The 16,542-nt window shown below is 63.2% G+C and carries 15 protein-coding genes; 4 read left to right on the forward strand and 11 right to left on the reverse strand.

Annotation, left to right across the window (positions count from 1 at the left end; translation table 11 throughout):
* The first annotated feature begins 28 nt into the window (after positions 1 to 28).
* The 4 genes from CXQ88_RS12620 to CXQ88_RS12635 all read left to right on the forward strand — a co-directional run bounded on the left by CXQ88_RS12620 (position 29) and on the right by CXQ88_RS12635 (position 4,861).
* Positions 29 to 1,108 (forward strand): PrpF domain-containing protein, encoded by a 1,080-nt coding sequence (locus CXQ88_RS12620; RefSeq protein WP_104044607.1) that lies wholly within the window; start codon positions 29 to 31, stop codon positions 1,106 to 1,108.
* A gap of 85 nt (positions 1,109 to 1,193) precedes the next feature.
* On the forward strand, positions 1,194 to 2,402 hold the full coding sequence (locus CXQ88_RS12625) for a Bug family tripartite tricarboxylate transporter substrate binding protein (RefSeq protein WP_104044507.1): 1,209 nt from the start codon (positions 1,194 to 1,196) through the stop codon (positions 2,400 to 2,402).
* A gap of 8 nt (positions 2,403 to 2,410) precedes the next feature.
* A complete protein-coding gene (locus tag CXQ88_RS12630) occupies positions 2,411 to 4,438 on the forward strand; it encodes a tripartite tricarboxylate transporter permease (RefSeq protein WP_104044508.1) in 2,028 nt (675 codons plus the stop codon).
* A 42-nt stretch (positions 4,439 to 4,480) separates the two neighbouring features.
* Complete coding sequence (locus CXQ88_RS12635; protein ID WP_104044509.1) at positions 4,481 to 4,861, forward strand: universal stress protein; 381 nt, start codon at positions 4,481 to 4,483, stop codon at positions 4,859 to 4,861.
* 759 nt (positions 4,862 to 5,620) lie between these two features.
* Here the strand turns inward: CXQ88_RS12635 and CXQ88_RS12640 are convergent.
* The 11 genes from CXQ88_RS12640 to leuS all read right to left on the reverse strand — a co-directional run bounded on the left by CXQ88_RS12640 (position 5,621) and on the right by leuS (position 16,419).
* On the reverse strand, positions 5,621 to 6,541 hold the full coding sequence (locus CXQ88_RS12640; protein WP_104044510.1) for a tyrosine-type recombinase/integrase: 921 nt from the start codon (positions 6,539 to 6,541) through the stop codon (positions 5,621 to 5,623).
* A gap of 248 nt (positions 6,542 to 6,789) precedes the next feature.
* Positions 6,790 to 7,158: a hypothetical protein gene (locus CXQ88_RS12645; RefSeq protein ID WP_146069210.1), complete on the reverse strand. Its 369-nt coding sequence runs from the start codon at positions 7,156 to 7,158 to the stop codon at positions 6,790 to 6,792.
* Between the two features lie 59 nt (positions 7,159 to 7,217).
* The gene (locus CXQ88_RS12650; protein ID WP_104044512.1) at positions 7,218 to 7,556 is read right to left on the reverse strand and encodes a histone-like nucleoid-structuring protein Lsr2; all 339 of its coding nucleotides are present in this window, start codon (positions 7,554 to 7,556) and stop codon (positions 7,218 to 7,220) included.
* A gap of 123 nt (positions 7,557 to 7,679) precedes the next feature.
* A complete protein-coding gene (locus tag CXQ88_RS12655; RefSeq protein WP_104044513.1) occupies positions 7,680 to 8,189 on the reverse strand; it encodes a hypothetical protein in 510 nt (169 codons plus the stop codon).
* Between the two features lie 15 nt (positions 8,190 to 8,204).
* Positions 8,205 to 8,543, reverse strand: coding sequence for a hypothetical protein (locus tag CXQ88_RS12660; protein ID WP_146069211.1), 339 nt, complete (start codon positions 8,541 to 8,543; stop codon positions 8,205 to 8,207).
* A 192-nt stretch (positions 8,544 to 8,735) separates the two neighbouring features.
* Positions 8,736 to 10,286, reverse strand: coding sequence for a recombinase family protein (locus CXQ88_RS12665; RefSeq protein WP_104044515.1), 1,551 nt, complete (start codon positions 10,284 to 10,286; stop codon positions 8,736 to 8,738).
* A 9-nt stretch (positions 10,287 to 10,295) separates the two neighbouring features.
* Positions 10,296 to 11,420, reverse strand: coding sequence for a hypothetical protein (locus CXQ88_RS12670; RefSeq protein ID WP_181037507.1), 1,125 nt, complete (start codon positions 11,418 to 11,420; stop codon positions 10,296 to 10,298).
* Between the two features lie 42 nt (positions 11,421 to 11,462).
* Positions 11,463 to 12,368 (reverse strand): ComEA family DNA-binding protein, encoded by a 906-nt coding sequence (locus CXQ88_RS12675; protein ID WP_104044517.1) that lies wholly within the window; start codon positions 12,366 to 12,368, stop codon positions 11,463 to 11,465.
* 72 nt (positions 12,369 to 12,440) lie between these two features.
* Positions 12,441 to 12,668, reverse strand: a complete 228-nt coding sequence (locus tag CXQ88_RS12680) for a hypothetical protein (RefSeq protein WP_104044518.1) — start codon at positions 12,666 to 12,668, stop codon at positions 12,441 to 12,443.
* A gap of 188 nt (positions 12,669 to 12,856) precedes the next feature.
* Positions 12,857 to 13,837 (reverse strand): DegV family protein, encoded by a 981-nt coding sequence (locus tag CXQ88_RS12685; RefSeq protein WP_104044519.1) that lies wholly within the window; start codon positions 13,835 to 13,837, stop codon positions 12,857 to 12,859.
* Positions 13,838 to 13,893: 56 nt separating this feature from the next.
* Positions 13,894 to 16,419 carry a leucine--tRNA ligase gene (leuS, locus tag CXQ88_RS12690; protein WP_104044520.1) on the reverse strand — a complete coding sequence of 842 codons (2,526 nt, stop codon included), beginning with the start codon at positions 16,417 to 16,419 and terminating at the stop codon, positions 13,894 to 13,896.
* Positions 16,420 to 16,542: the final 123 nt, after the last annotated feature.

Below are 16,542 nucleotides of genomic sequence, written 5' to 3' on the forward strand. Positions count from 1 at the left end.
AAGGGCCCAGGAAGGTGTGAAAGCAATCATGTTTAAGATCCCAGCAGCGTGGATGCGGGGCGGAACCAGCAAGTGTTGGGTGTTCGAGTGGGACAACCTGCAGGTCCCAGGAAAGAGCGTGGACGAAGTCCTTCTGCGTCTCTTCGGCAGCCCCGACAACCGTCAGATCGATGGTGTCGGAGGCGGAACATCCACCACAAGCAAGGCCGTCATCCTGTCCCGCTCCCTCAGTGACGAGGCCGACGTCGACTACACCTTTGCACAGGTGGCCATCGACGAACAGAGAGTTGACTGGGGCAGTAACTGCGGGAACTGCTCAGCCGTGGTCGCCCCATATGCGATCGAACGGGGTTGGGTGGTACCCGGTGAGGAGACCACATCGGTCCGGACCCTGAACACCAACACCGATCAGCTCATTCTGCAAAAGGTTCCGACGCCGGACGGCAAGCTTCAGGATCCGGGCACGCAGACGATTCCCGGTGTTCCGTTCCCCGGGCTGTCGGTGGGCATGGGATTCCTGGATCCCGCCGGGAGGACCACCGGGAAACTGTTCCCCACCGGTGAACCGGTGGAGAAGGTCACCTTCGACGGCCGAGAGGTCTCGGCCACGCTCATAGATGCCGGCGCTCCCCTGATTATTCTGGATGCCGAGTCCATCGGCCTGACCGGCAACGAGACTGCCGCGGACATTGACAGCCAGGCTGCACTGCTTGTGCATCTGGACGACGTACGCCGAGATGCCGCCGTCCGCATGGGCCTTGTGGCCACACGCGCTGAAGCTGCCCGGGCGATACCGAAGCTGGCACTGGTCGGCAGAGCGGCCCCGGGCGATGAAGCCGAACTCAACGTCAGGATGCTGTCGATGGGCAGGCTCCACCCTGCCCTGGCCATCACAGGAAGCGTAGCGCTGACAATGGCCGCGCAACACGAAGGAACAGTGGTCCGGGACCTCCTCACAACTGATCCTTCGTCCGGACTGATCATGCGCACCCCCGCCGGCCTGGTCCAGACCTGGGCGGAAAACAGCGACGGCGTTCCCGTCGTCGGAACCATCCGAAGCGCCCGCCGCATCGCAGACGCCGAACTGCTGCTTCCAGAGTCCTGGTAAGCGGAACACAAAACAACAGCCTGTCCTCCTTTGAACGCCGCGGAGTGGTGTTGCATTGAGGTAGGCCCAACCTAAGGATTCCTCAATGACGAGCAACAAGTCATCCTTGGAGCCGCCCGGGCTCTCCCCGGAAGGCACCGACGGGCGGACCGAGCCTGGCGAGCTGCCTGAGCCGCCCAAGCACTCCCGGCGCACCATCCTTACAGCGGTAGGCGCCTTTGCACTGTTGGGAACGGCAACCACCGTCCTCGGTGGAAGTTTGCTGAACCCGCCCTCCAGCACCGAAGACGGCAATTTCAGCGGCGAAACCCTCGAATTCCTCATTCCCCTCGCCTCTGGCGGTGGAACAGATACCTGGGCCCGGTTCATCGGCACCGAACTGACTAACTACGTCCCCGGGCGCCCCGGTTTTGCGCCCGTGAACGAAGCCGGCGGCGAAGGCATCCTGGGCACCAACAGGTTCGCCCGCTCAGCCAAGACAGACGGCACTGAAATTCTCGTCGGGACAGCATCGACCGTCGTTCCCTGGGTCCTCGGACGCTCGGCGGTGAAGTACTCCTTTGAAGACCTCAAGCCGGTCGTCGTCAATGGCACGGGCGGAGTGATTTATGCCCGGGCCGAAGCAGGGGTAGCCGGTGTGCAGGACCTGATCAACCGGGACACACCACTGGAGTTCGGCGGAATCAGCGCCACAGGCCTGGACATCACCACCCTGGTCGCCTTCGACCTGCTCGAGGCCGACGTGACCAGCACCTTCGGCTTTGAAGGGCGGGGACCGGTCAACCTGGCCCTCCAACGCGGAGAGATTGACCTGGACTACCAAACGACCTCCGCCTACGCCTCGGCCGTCGCCGGCATTGTCAAGGAAGGCAAAGCCGTCGTCCTGATGTCCTTTGGCCAACTGAACGAAGCCGGGGACGTCATCCGTGACCCGAACTTCCCCGATGTGCCCACAGTCGCAGAAGCCTACGAAACCCTTCACGGCAAGAAACCCTCCGGCGAAAAGTACGAGGCCTACAAAACCCTGCTCGGGCTCACCTACACCTACCAAAAAGGACTCTGGGTGCCGCAGGAGACACCGGAGAACGCCTACGAGCTGCTCCGCCAATCCAGTGAAAAACTCGGCACCGACACAGGTTTCCAGGAAAAGGCCTCCAAAGTACTCGGCGGCTACCCCCTCGTCGCGGACACCGGCATGGCCGACCGCGTCCGGGACGCCTACAAAGTCAGCGGCTCCGTCCGGTCCTACGTCACAGGGCTGCTCGCGGACAAATACAACATCCACGTTGAATAAGGACCATCATGCTTGACTCCGCAATGGCAGCGCTGGCATCCCTCGCTGACCCCTCCCTCCTCATCATGCTCCTGATCGGCACCGTCGCCGGCCTGATCATGGGCCTCATCCCCGGGCTCGGCGGCACAGGCGCCGTCGCGATCCTGCTGCCCATCACCTTCGGGATGGAACCGCCCCAGGCTCTGGCCCTTCTCATCGGTGCCCTCGCTGTTGTTCACACCTCAGACACCGTATCCGCGGTGCTGCTCGGCGCCCCCGGGTCCGCATCCGCCAGCGTCACCATGCTCGACGGCTACTCCATGGCGAAGAAGGGGCAGGCAGCCCGAGCGCTGACCCTGGCGTTCCTTTCCTCCATGGCCGGCGGCATCATCGGCGCGGTCGGCCTGACCCTGGCGATCCCACTGGCCCGGCCCCTCGTCCTTTCCTTCGCGAGTCCCGAGCTCTTCATGTTGACCGTCCTCGGTGTATCCCTGGCCGCAGTCCTGTCACGGGGAAACATCATCAAAGGCGTCTCAGCAGGCCTCCTTGGCCTGATCCTGGGCATGGTTGGAACCTCACCGACCACCGCTGAGGAACGCTTCACCTTCGGCAGTCTGTTCCTCGGCGACGGGCTGTCGCTCGTGGCCGTTGCCCTGGGCATCTTCGGTCTTGCCGAAATCGCATCCCGCGCCAGCCAGCGCCGCGGCGAGAAGCAAACCATCACCCTCGGCGGCGGATGGGGCCAGGGCATCCGGGAATGGCTCACCCACTGGACCCAGGTCATCCGCGGCGCCCTCATCGGCATCTGGGCAGGCGTCCTGCCCGGCGTCGGCGCGACCGCCGGAACCTGGATGGCCTACGGCCAGGCCGTCGCAACCGCCAAAGACAAGCGCCAGTTCGGCAAGGGAGACCCCCGCGGAATCGTTGGCCCCGAAAGCGCCAACAACTCCGTGGAAGCCGGCGACCTGATCCCCACCCTCCTCTTCGGCATCCCCGGCGGAGTCCCCTCAGCGATGCTCCTCGGAATGCTCCTCACCTACGGCATCCAGCCAGGCCCGTCCATCATCACCGAGCACCTGGACCTGATGTACCTGATCGTCTGGTCCTTCGCGATTGCCTCGATCCTAGGCGCGCTGCTCTGCTTCCTCAGCGTCAAACAGCTCGCAAAACTGACCAAGGTCCCCTTCGCCGTCCTGGCAGCAGGCCTCGTAGCCATCATGCTCCTGGGCTCCTTCCAGGAAGGCGGCCAGCTCGGCGACCTCTGGATCATGATCATCCTCGGCGTCTTCGGCTGGCTGCTGAAATCAACAGGGTTCCCCCGGGCACCGTTCCTGATCGGCTTCGTCCTGGCCATCCCGCTGGAACGCTACTACTTCCTCACCGACAGCCTCTACGAAGGCTTCGACTGGATGGCCCGCCCCGGCGTCATGGTCTTCCTGGCAATCCTGATCCTCCCGATGATCTGGGCGTTCATCAAGTTCATCCGCGCCCGCCGACACACCAACCTCGATGATGGTCACCGGGACGAACAGCCCGAGGACGACGAAGCTCCGCTGAAGAATTCAACCTGGTCCCTCGTAGCATCAGGCATCTTCTTCGTCGCCTTCGCTGCCGCCTTAATCTCCTCCGCTTCATTCTCACCGGAAGCCAGGCTGGTCCCCCAGCTGGTGAGCACCGGTGGCCTGATCTTCTCCGGCATCCTGCTCTTCATTGAGACCCGGAGAAGGCTTCGCGACAGAACCCCGAAGGCAGATCAGATCCATGCTGAGGAGACAGAAGGCATCCGTGGAACACTGCCCGCCAAGGCAGGCTGGACCCTTGACGCAAAGTTCGCGTTGAAGACCTTCCTGTGGATGACAGGGTTCCTGGCACTCACAGCCGCCTTCGGATACCTGATCGCAGTCACGATCTTCATCCCGGCCTTCCTCCTGATAGTCGCAAGGGCCCGGCTCAAAGTCGCCATCATCTACACCGGCGTCCTGTACATCGTTCTCCTGGCACTGCCCTCGCTGCTGCCGATCGACCTGCCGCAGGGCTGGCTCAACACCCTCGTCTAGCACCGGAACACCCTGCACACCCAAGCCATTGGAGAATCAAAAATGACGGTACTCGTAGCCTACGCATCCGCCCCCGAAGGCAGGGAGGCGCTAACTGAGGGGATCAAGGAAGCCCACCGGCGGAAATCAGACCTGCTCATCGTGAACATCGGCCGTGGCCACCACGACCTGGACGCGCAGGAACTGCAGGAGCTCGAACGCCAACTAACCGAGGCCGGTCTGGCCCTGACCATCGAATCCTCGATCCTGGCCGATCCGGGGGACGCGGTCATCCAAATCGCACAGGAACGCGGCGCCGAAGTGATTGTCATTGGACTCAGGCACCGGTCCATGGTGGGCAAACTCATCCTGGGAAGCACCGTTCAGCGCATCCTGCTCGACGCGACCTGCCCCGTACTCGCAGTCCGGGCCGACAAACTCTGACCCGGCGCTACAAACTGCCGGACACATCGTCCGGCGCGTGTGCTGCCGTTCCCGCACTCCATCGCAACAGGTAGCCCGACGGACGGGCGCGAGAACAGCGCAGCATACGAACGGAGGCAGGGTGACCAACCGGTCACCCTGCCTCCTCCCATAACTACCCAGAAAAGCCAACCGCCAGAACCACGTAGATAAAGGACAACCGAGATGAACACCCGCTCTCGTATGGCCAAACCCCACACTGGATCCCCCAGGCCCGAACCCATCCCCAACTGGTCCACACTCTCCCGCACCGACGAGGTCGAGATCCACAATCACGGACAAGTCATCACCTCAGGCCGCATCGACATGCTCGCCAGGACGGCAGCGTCCTCTGGCTTCAACAGGACGAAGGAAAGGGCCGCGCACTGTTCCTGCACAACGATGGACTACGGGTGTACCGGCGACCAGTCAAGCAAAGCTGAGCTGACAACAGTTGAGGTACATCTCAACCTGACGTCAGGCTGTCCACCGAAGTCTGTCCGAGTAGCGTTGGTTTTCTCTTTTCCCCACACGGAACCCGGGAACTCTAGATCCAAACCAGACACTTTCCCACCTACGCAAGCAGCAATATAAGTCTGATCCTCAGTCTTGCTGGGCAATGCTGATGCGGATGTCGGCATCCAGCACATACCTCCGGGGGCGCCGCCCACCTATTGGCGATATAGGCCGGCCGTCACGCGGCGTTTTCACTCCTTATATAAAGGGAGTGAGAAATCAGCCCTAAGCCAGGGCCCGTGCGACGTCGTATCCGGCCGACTTGAGCAGGTTGTTCCGTGCCCTGTCGTACCTGCGGGTGGTCCGGGGATCGGCATGTCCCATGCTGTCCTGCAACGCATGCAGTGAGGTCCCGCTCTCCAGTGCGATCGTGGCGAAGGTGTGCCGCAGGCTGTGCGGACTGATCTGACCGTCTATACCGGCTTTGCGGGCCAGGCGCTGGATTGTGCGGAACCCCTCGGTCCGGTGCCAGGGCCTGCCGGTGCTCGTGGTGAAAAGCGGCCGGCTTACGCTGTGGCTCTGCGCCGGCACCAGGTCTGCACCGCTGCTGCCCAGATAAGTGTTCAGGGCCACCACCGCCGGGGCGGGTACTGCGACCTTGGCGCTCCTGCCTCCCTTGCGCCGGATGTTCAGTGTGCGGTGCCCGCTGTCGTGGCCATAGTCGGCAGTACTTGCCTCCAGCGCCTCACTGACCCGGACACCGGTGAACATCAGCAAGCTCACCAGGGCATGGGACCGCGGACCGTCTGCTTTGGCGACCGCGAGCAGCGCCTTCGCCTGATCCCGGTCTAGACCCTGGGTCGAAGAGTGATCAGCATCGACAGACGGACGGGTCACTGTGGCAACCGGGTTCCGGTCCGCCGCCCCTTCGGCCATCGCGTACCGGTAGAAGCTCGACAGTGCTGCAAGGGTCCTGGCGATCGTGGACGGAGCCCCGGCCAGGGTGTGCCGGTAGCCATCGACATGCACCCGGCGGACGGTGAGCAGGTCCAGGCCCAGTCCATCGAGCCAGGTGCAGTAGGCGTCCAGATTTCGGGTGTAAGCAACCAGCGTGTGACGCGAAGTCTGCGCGAGCTGCCACGCAGCAATAATACTGGCGTGTCTTTCCCTGTTTCCAGCAGGAGCAATGTTATAAGCGACGTCCATAATTGACCTTCTCACATAGTCCACAACATAAGGGACATTATGTTGTGCTTTCTGAGCGTGTCCTGTGAATTTCAAAAAGTCGGTGTTTTTACCCTCGAACCTCTTGACGCAACACGCGCCCTTTAGTAGGCGTTTTTTTGTGCACAAAAAAGTAGCCGGGAAGTATGGACTACTTCCCGGCTACTTGTTAATATCTCGCGGCATCAGGACTCCTGGCGACCCTCGCGAATGGTCGACCAGTGACGGTTCTACAGGTCCGCTGCACGAGGACCACCTGGATGTTTCCTGCGAGTCCTGTCTCTCAGCGGCGGCACCGTGAAGGCGCCGACAGCGAGCAGCGCGAAACCGACGACCGCGGGGTTCATCCAGAAGGGGACCATGTCATAGTCGGCGTTGCACTTATTGCTCAGCGGGAAGATGTTCCTGCCGGCATGTTCAGGATGAGCCTTCCTGTACTCCCGGTCATAGTGCTGCTGGTGACGTATCCCGCAGGTCTCCTGGTCGTCGAGCCCTCCGGTCAAGATTCCAAAGAACAGGAGGACCGGAACCATAAACGCGGAGAAGATCCCGAGCTGGATCCACCAGGGTTCTATACGATGCCGCGCTGTTGGGTTCATGTCCTGTTCCCCCACAACGTCGCCTGTTCGATGAGCTCCACGCGTCAGCCCAAGCCCTGTTACTTCTGCGCCTCGTGATAGGCGTCGACTACCTCTGCCTGGATGCGACCCCGGGCGTTGACCTGGATGCCGTTCTCAGTGGCCCACCGTCGTACGGCTTTGGCGTCAACACCACTCGTGCCGGTCTTGCGGGCCGAAGTGGTCTGCCTGCTGCCGCGGGCACCGGTTACCTTACGGCCGGCGTTGGTGAATCTTTCCAGGGCCTCGCGCAATTCATTGGCGTGACCATCATTCAGATCAATCTCATATTCGGTGCCGTCGAGAGCAAAATTTACTGTCTGGTTCGCTTCCGAGCCGTCAATATCATCTTCAAGCAGCACAACTGTCTTTTTAGCCATGAAGAAAGGTTATCAGTTATGAGGCTATTGCCCTGCGTCGGACAATCCAGGACCTAATTTGGGACGCCGGAATACAAGCGGATAGCAAATAAGAAAGCAACTTGAATTAGGAGCCTTCGGCGATTACTGAAAGTCGGACTTATAGCTATAGTCGGGGAGGTAATAGCAGTCAGACATAGCGTCTACCGTCAGCGCATTTGGTGTCCACTCTTTAAATGACAGGAAGATATACCCGCCGTCCGCATGGGCAAGTTCAAGTCGATCAACACCGTTGGTGAAGTCATTATCGCCAGGCTTCCATCCCTCGGCTGCCATGTGGTTCTTGATGTCGTCAAGAAGTTGAGCCTGGTTCCGCCCGCCGCTGAGGTCGATCCACCTCATCTCGCTCAACCGCCACTCCCCGTCGTGACTGTTGTCCTTGGGACTCGCACAGCTTGATAGCTCGTCACGGTTATCCGAGATCCGGACCGATGCTTCTGGAAACATTGCCTCTATGTCATCCACCGCGGAGCGGATCATCGGTTTGACCTCCCTCAGCGTTTCGCTCTGGTCGGTACGTTGTCCTGGCGCGCAGGAGATCAGAGTTGGTGCCAAGACCACTGCACAGAGGACTGCAATCAGGCCGCTTTTCATGGGTTCCTTCGGGGGCTATAGGGGCTTGACTGCTTCGACCGTGTGGATGGTTCCATTGCGATCCTTGCATTCCATCGGGGCCCTGTTGTTGAGATCGCTCTTGCTCGGCATCGGGCACTTGAGGCGGTTCCCATCCTCATCGGTGAAGATGATGTTTTTGTTGATGAGCGATCCGGTCGTCTCGGTGATCTCCACGCCATAGGTCACTTCAACTTCCTCGTTTGCCTGTTCCACGAGCGGAAGCAACAAAACGGTGAGCAAGGCAATCACAACTGGAACGCACAGGTAGCTTATCCATCGCTGAAGAGGAGAAAGGCTGCTCTTTGCCCGTCGTGGTGTGGGACTGTCAGACATGTCTAGAACCCTATCTTCAGTAAAGGTGAACGCGGCCGACCTCCAGATGGAGCCCCTCCCCCGGCACTAATTCCACCGCCTTGGCCAGACCAGTGGCATGGGCGGCCGCAGTGCCGCCGGAACGTTTTCTTTTTGCGCCGCTACGCTACAGCCCGGTTCTGCTATCAGCGGTACTCAAAGTCAACCTGATTCTCAGCGCCACACAACGTCGACACGCTCGTGGTTGATGCCTCTCTGTCCCTTTGCGTCCGGTTCAACGCGATTGACCCTCGGCGTCATAACGGCACGGACGACGCGCCGCTTGTCGGGCAGGTCCAATCCCTCCCATGTCTCGCGGACAGATCCTGTGGCCATCAGTCGCAGGACGAACGGGTCTATCTCGGAAAGCTTCTCAAGCCGCTTCTGTGCCGTTTTGATTTTCGGCTCGATTCTGGCCTCCTGATCAATCAGCAAATCAAACCTGAGATTCAGGGCTGCCTCATCGCGCACCTTTTCCAGGTACTCCTGGTACTTCCCAATCTCGGCCAAAAGTGCCTGGCGCTCGTCGTCATTGCCCTTGCCACGCTCTCCGAGCATGGCAAGGAAGTCGGGCCGCTCGAGCCGGGCCAGCACCAGTTCGGTAACGACGGCGTCCAAGTGGGAATCACGCATCGCGACGTGAAATCCCGTCTTCCCTGGCACTCCTACACAGATGTATGTGTTGTAGAAGGGGTAGGGCAGCTCATTGCCGTTCTCATCGACGGGCTTTGGCAAGAGTTCCCCCGTGACCTTGTCCTTGCGCCGTCCGGCGTTCTGCTTGCCAATACGCATCGGAGCCCCGCATACGCCGCACGTAGCGATACCGGTCAGCAGATGTTTAGCCGGCCAGTCGTTCGTCCGCTTGCGCTCTGGAGGACTCATGACGATCTGAAGTTTCTGCCAAGTGTTCAGCTCAATGAGGGGCGGCCACATGGCGTCACCGATGATCTCCCCCTGGTGCTGACGTTTGGCTGCATAAGCCGGCATCGTCAGCATCTGTTTGATGGCGGGGGGCGTCCAGCCAAGGCCCTGCCGGTGTGCCTTCATCGTCATGCGCCTAGGCGGTATGCCGCGCTCGTTAAAGTCCTTGGCAATGGCATAGAAGGTCTCCCCGGCGAGTATGCGCCGTGCTGCCTCTTGCACGACCGGAGCCTCTTCCTCATGGGGATCGACCCGAACCAAGGCGCCTGTCTCAGAATCCTTAATGCGCCGGTAGCCGTAGATTTTCTTGCCGTGGGGCCGGCCCTTCTCCGCGTTGGATCGCATGTCACGTTGCAACCGCTTACTTGTCTTAGCGCTCTCGTACTCAGAGTCGACAGCATCTTCCAAAAGTGTGCGGCGATCACGAGCGTTGGCCGGGTCATAGAGCCTTCCGTGCGTCGTCACCCAGATGCGGATCCCACGTTCCTCACACAGTTCGATAAGGTCAACCCACTCCCCTGTCCGCCGTGATCCACGGCTGGACTCCCACAAGCCCAGGGCGCCGGCACCAAAGGCGTCTTCTTCAAGATCGCTCATGAGCTTGGCAAAGCCCTCACGCGCCTGCTTGGAATACCGGCTCGCGCTTCTGTCGTTGTCCCTGTAGGGCTCAGCGTGAATATCCCACCCGCGGTGCATGAGGGCTGCAACGTTCTCATCGTGCTGCTGGTCAGGGCTCTTGCCTCTGCCGGAGCGGTCCTTTGACACGCGGAGATACTCTCGAACCAAGAGATTCTTCGGATCCATAAACCCACCCTACTTTATGACTTTGTCCCCGCTGACGGCGGTCAGGTGGGTCATGCCAACGCTTTTCATGGCAGCGTCCAGGCTCTCGTCGAGCGCACTGGTGTCCCCGGTGACCATTCCCGGAAGCAGGCCGCGCGGATCCGGGGCCAAGAAAGAGGCCGCGGTTACAAACCGTTCCCGCAGTTCCTTGGCTGCTCCCTGCAGTACTGGCGGGCCAACGGGCTGTCCTGGTCCGGAGGACGCTGTGAGGATGCCGGCCTCCTCCCGCCCGGGATCCGCGGGGCGGAGCTTCCCGGTTGCCCGGACCAGCTGGCCGGGCACCAACGCGCCCCAACCGCCGCCGCCCATCACCAACAGCTGGGCCCGGGTCCGCAGCACAACACCGCCGGTACTGACGTCCCGCGTCCAAACAGGTACGGACCAGCGCGCAGGCGGGCCGGCTTGGTTGGGTGCAGTCAGGGCGCGGGGCGCTCCTGCCACTTCCAGGACGGCTACTACTGACTTTCCCGAAGAGACGGCGGCAGCTAGTGGACCGTCGTGCCGCTGGGTGGCGGCCACCGCCGAGTGCGCTGCCGTTGTCGCGGCAAGGAGGAGGGCGACGGCCGTGGTGGTCAGGAAGCTGCGCCGGGCCGTTTTCCCGTTGCCATGCCTGGCCGCTCGGCGGGTTCTGGGTTTGACGGTACGGTGCAGCAGCAGGGCCGAAAGGACGAGCAGTGCGCAGCAGAGGCCGCCCAGCGCCATCGGGGGCAGCCAGAGCCCGGCGACGGAGGCAACCCAGACGAGCGCCGCCGGCAGTGCCAGCCGGACGTCTGTGCGACGGCGTGCAGTTTCACCATTGGCGGGGTCGGCGTCCTGCCGTGCTTTCCTGTCGCCGTCCCGGAATCGGGCAGACTGCGCAACCCAAAACTGTTCGAGGCTTCTTCCGGGGCGACCGGCAGGGCCACTGGCGCCCAGCAACCTCCGGCGCGGTTGGGCCGGGGCACCTTTCCCCGGCCCCTCCCCAGCTGCTGACGAGGGCTGTTCCATGGCACCGGTTTGCTGCGCGTCCTGCTCACCGGCCGCGTGCCCGCGGACTGCCGACTCCACAAAACTGCTCCAGGGGCTCGACCCGGTCCCCGCTGTTCTGTTATCCATGGCGCCGCCCAACGGCCGTCGTCATTGCGCCTTGCCTTCGTTTCATATGGTCACCAGTGGCAGCAATGCTTCAAGCATTTTGGGACCGACACCGTCAATGGCGTCAAGGTCTTCGACGGCCTTGAACGCGCCATGTTCCTTGCGCCAGTCCACGATCCGCTGTGCCAGCACCGGGCCGACCTTCGGCAAACCATCCAGTTCCTCCACCCCGGCAGTATTCAGGTTGATTTTCGATGCTGCCGGCACACCGGCACTTCCATCCGGGCGATCCCCGGCCACTGGCCCGCCTGGATCCCCAGAGCCGGCTGGCAGCGGTTCGCCCTGCTGCGGGACGTGGATCTTTTGCCCATCCTCCACAGCCCCGGCGAGGTTAAGGCGGTTCAGGTCCGCCCCTGGCGCGGCCCCTCCGGCGGCGGCAATGGCCTCGTGCACCCGGCTGCCAGCGGGCAACTCCACAACTCCTGGCCGAAGCACTGATCCGGCAATGTGAACCACAACTGCGCCTGAAGGTGCACTTTCCTGCGTGTCGGGCTCGGGACCGGCGCGGTTGCCGCCACCACTGTCCTCCCCCGAGGTGCTGTCCGCGGCTGTTGGGTCGGTGGTTCCGGGACTGATGCCGCTGAGCGGCAGGATCTCCGGCCGGCCGGACGCCGCCTGCCACCAAAACCAGGCACCGGCAGCGACTGCAAGGATGCCCAAGAGCACGCCCAGCCGAAAACTGAGGCGCCAGCGAACTGCGGGGCCAACGGCGACGGGCTCCTTGGCCGGATCTTCCCCCGTAAGGGCACGCCTCCCTCCTTCCCCGCCGTCCGTGCCCCGGTATTCGAAGGGGGACCCGCCGTCGTCCCCAAGCAGCAGCCCACGGGAGTTGTCGCCCAGGGTAGCCTGCAGCCGCGACCTGGCGTGGCGCGCCCGTTCACCTGCTGCTCCAGCATCCCGGCGTGACATACCCCCACGCTAGGGACTGGCAGCGGCAGGAAAACAGGGCAAGAGGCCGCTATGTGGACAGGCGCATGGCTCTCACGCTTCGACGTCATAACTTCCCACGACACTGCCGGTCACGGCACACTGCCTCCCAGTCACCTCGCCAGAATTGCTGGCCAGCAGCAGCACTGCTCCTGCCCCTGCCAGGGCGGTGCCCAACGCGTGGCGTCCGTGCGCACGGGCTGCCCAGGAAGCGAGGTAGGCAAGGACGTGTTCCTTGCCCAGCACGCTGCGGAAGGCCACCTCATAGGCCCGCGGAGCCACCTAAAAGTTGCGGTACATCACCACAAATGCCATCCCGCCCAACAAAATCGCCGCTGAAGCGATACGGGCACCGAGAGGTGCGCCGGCCGTGGTGAAGTCAAGCAATGAGTGCTGTGGACACTTTTGGTTTGCTTTCGGGTAGGACTCGGAAGGCTTACCTGTGGGAGGGCGACTACCTACCCCCGAGGTCAGCCGGCGTCATCCACGGCAAAGTTATCGCCCACAATGACGGCGAGAACACCCAGCCCCGCATGGGCAGCGAGAACGGCGGGAAGGGAACTGATCTGGGCAGGCGGGCACTGCGGCAAGGCAGCCGCCAGCCGTTTGGCCAGCCCCTCCGCCTCAGTTGGGTTTCCAAAATGATGGACGGCAAGGCGCACGTCCGCAGCGGTCCGGGCCGACGCGTCCGCAGCCACGATCTCCTCCAGACGGGCAACGGCACGGACGGCTGACCGCACCTTCTCCAGCGGAACGATCTTGCCGCCGTCGACCCCCAGGATGGGCTTGATCGCAAGCACTGTTCCCCACAAAGAGGCAGCCGCCCCAATCCGCCCTCCGCGCCGAAGCTGCTCGAGGCTCGGAACGTAGAAATAGACCTTGGTCCGTCCTGCCTGGCCGGTGGCAGCGGCCGCCACTGCCTCCGCGTTGGCGCCTTGGCCGGCAACGCGCGCAGCTTCCTGGACGGCCATGCCAAGGGCCATGCCGACCGTTCCGGAATCGACCACTTCCACCGGAATGCCCACCCTGCCGGCCGCAAGCCGCGCGGCATCTGCCGTGCCGGACAGCCCACCCGAGATGTGGACGGAAACCACCGCTTCAAAGCCCCTGCGCTGCGCCGCCACATAGGCCTGTTCAAACTGTCCGGGCGAGGGCCGGGAGGTCTTAACGGACGTCCCGCTGGCCAGGGCCAGCGCAATGGTCTCCGAGATATCGTCTTCGCCCTCGCCGTAGATCTCCTCGCCCACCATCACGGGCATGGGAATGACGGTGAGCCGTCCGTCGCTGCTCAGCCCTGCGGCCCAGTCGGCCGGCAGCGCGGCGGCCGAGTCGGTCACCACAGCAATACGTACGACGGCGTCCGGCTGGGTTGCCGGACTTTCCTGCCGGCGGCGTCGTGCCAGCAGGCGTGCACGGACCCAGGGCCAGGCGGCGGCATCGCGGTGTGGCAAGTGGGCCTCCTGGAGTCACAGCGGGCCGCCGGAGGATTCCGGCGGCCCGGTCCGGCTTATGCCGGGACGATGTTGACCAGTTTAGGGGCGCGGACGATGACGGTGCGGATGCCGCGGCCGTCAAGGGCGCGCTGGACGTTGTCCGAGGCCAGCGCCAGTTCGCGCAGCTGGTCCTCAGAGACGTCGGGCGAGACCTCAAGCCGGTCGCGGACCTTGCCCTGGACCTGGACCACGGCGGTGACGGTCTCCTGGACCAGCAGCGCTTCATCGTGGGCAGGCCAGCCGGCGTTCGCCACCGAGGCAGGGTGGCCCAGGACGTTCCACATATCCTCGGCGGTGTACGGCGCGAAGAGGCTGAGGATGACGGCAACCGCCTCGGCAGCTTCCCGCACTGCGGGATCGGCCCCGCCGGCACCGGCGTCTATAGTCTTGCGGGTCGCGTTGACCAGCTCCATCAGCTTGGCCACCACCACGTTGAACTTGTTGTTGTCCAGCAGGGCCGCGGCGTCGGCGATGGTGCGGTGCGTGACCGACCGCAGCGCACGGTCCCCGGACGCGGGGTCAACTCCGGGCTCGCTGGTGACGTCCTGCGCCAACCTCCAAGCGCGGGCCAGGAACTTCGCGGAGCCCGACGGCGAAACATCGGCCCAATCGACGTCGTCCTCCGGCGGGGAGGCGAAGATCATGGTCAGGCGCACGGCATCCACGCCGTACTTGTCCAGCTGCTCGCCGAGGTCAACGCCGTTGCCCAGGGACTTGCTCATGGCCTTGCCGCCGTTAAGGACCTGGCCCTGGTTAAGCAGGGCGCTGAACGGCTCGTCGGCATCGATCATGCCCAGGTCGTGGATGACCTTGGTGAAGAACCGGGCGTAGAGCAGGTGCAGGATGGCATGCTCCACACCGCCCACATACTGGCCTACCGGCATCCAGTCGTTGATCTTCGCCGGGTCGAAGGGACCCTCCGTGAACTCCGGCGAGACGAAACGCAGGAAGTACCAGGACGAGTCCACGAAGGTGTCCATGGTGTCGGTATCGCGCTTGGCCGGTCCGTGGCAGTTGGGGCATTCAACATTGACCCAGGCCTCTGCGGCAGCCAGCGGTGACGTGCCCTTCGGCGACAGGTCCTCGCCGCGGAGGTCTGCCGGAAGGGTGACGGGCAGCTGCTCATCAGGCACGGGGACCTCGCCGCAGGACGGGCAGTGGATGATCGGGATGGGGGTGCCCCAGAACCGCTGGCGGCTGAGCAGCCAGTCGCGCAGCCGGAAGTTCACGAACTTCTCTCCCGTGCCCTGGCGTTCCAGGATGGCGATCGCGGCCGGGATGGCCTCAGCCTTGGGCAGTCCGTCCAGGTCGCCGGAGTTGATCAGCGTGCCCTCCCCCGTTGTGGCGGTGCCGGACACAAAGGGGTCTTCCTCGCCGGTGTCCAGGACGGGCCGTACGGGGAGGTCGAACTTCCGGGCGAAGTCGAGGTCGCGCTGGTCGTGGGCCGGCACGGCCATGATGGCGCCCGTGCCGTAGTCGGCCAGGACGTAGTCAGCTGCCCACACAGGCAGCTTCTCACCGTTCAGCGGGTTGACGGCGTACCGGCCGGTGAAAACGCCGGTCTTCTCCCGTTCCGTAGACTGCCGTTCGATTTCGGTGAGCGCCTTGACCTGCTCACGGTATTCGTCCAGGGCAGCCGCGTGCTCATCCGTAACCAGCTCGACGGCGAGGGGCGCATCCGCGGCAACGACAAAGAAGGTTGCGCCGTACAGGGTGTCGGGACGGGTGGTGAAGACCGTGACGTCCTTGGCGGGTTTGCCGCCGTCGCCCTCGATCACGAAGTTAACGTGCGCACCCTCGGAACGGCCGATCCAGTTCTTCTGCATGGCCAGCACGCGCTCGGGCCAGTGGCCCCGCAGCTCATCCATGTCATCGAGCAGCCGGTCAGCGTACTCGGTGATCTTGAAGTACCACTGATTCAGGGACTTCTTGGTGACAGTGGTGCCGCAGCGTTCGCAGGCGCCGTTGACAACCTGCTCGTTGGCCAACACGGTCTGGTCCTTGGGGCACCAGTTGACCGGTGAATTCTTGCGGTACGCCAGGCCGCGCTCGTAGAAGCGCTTGAACAGCCACTGGGTCCAGCGGTAGTACTCCGGGTCCGAGGTGTGCAGCCGGCGGGACCAGTCAGCGGAGATGGCGTAGCGCTTGAAGGACGCGGCCTGCGTGTCAATGTTGGCGTAGGTCCACTCACTGGGGTGGGCGTTGCGCTTGATGGCGGCGTTCTCGGCGGGCAGGCCGAAGGAGTCCCAGCCGATCGGGTGCAGGACGTCGTAGCCCTGCTGGCGCAGGTAGCGGGCCACCACGTCACCCATGGCAAACGCTTCGGCGTGCCCCATGTGCAGGTCCCCGGACGGGTACGGGAACATGTCCAGCACGTAGCGCCGCTCCCGGGACCCGTCGTCGACAGGGGTGAAGACCTTGAGGTCTTCCCACACCTGCGGCCATTTGGCCTCCATGGCGGCAAAGCTGTACGCGCCCTCCTCGGGCACCTCCGCCGACACTGCTGCTGTTCCGGTCTCTGTCTCCGGCTGAACGCCCACTGCTGCCCTCTTCTGTTCTGTTACGGCATCTGTGCTGCCATAACGGCCTGATCCTCCTGCTGGCGGCCCGGAAACAAGCCCGGACACACAAAAGCCCCTCACCATGGAGGGGCTGCCGCACGG

This window comes from Arthrobacter sp. ZGTC412, assembly GCF_002929215.1.
GTDB lineage: Bacteria > Actinomycetota > Actinomycetes > Actinomycetales > Micrococcaceae > Arthrobacter.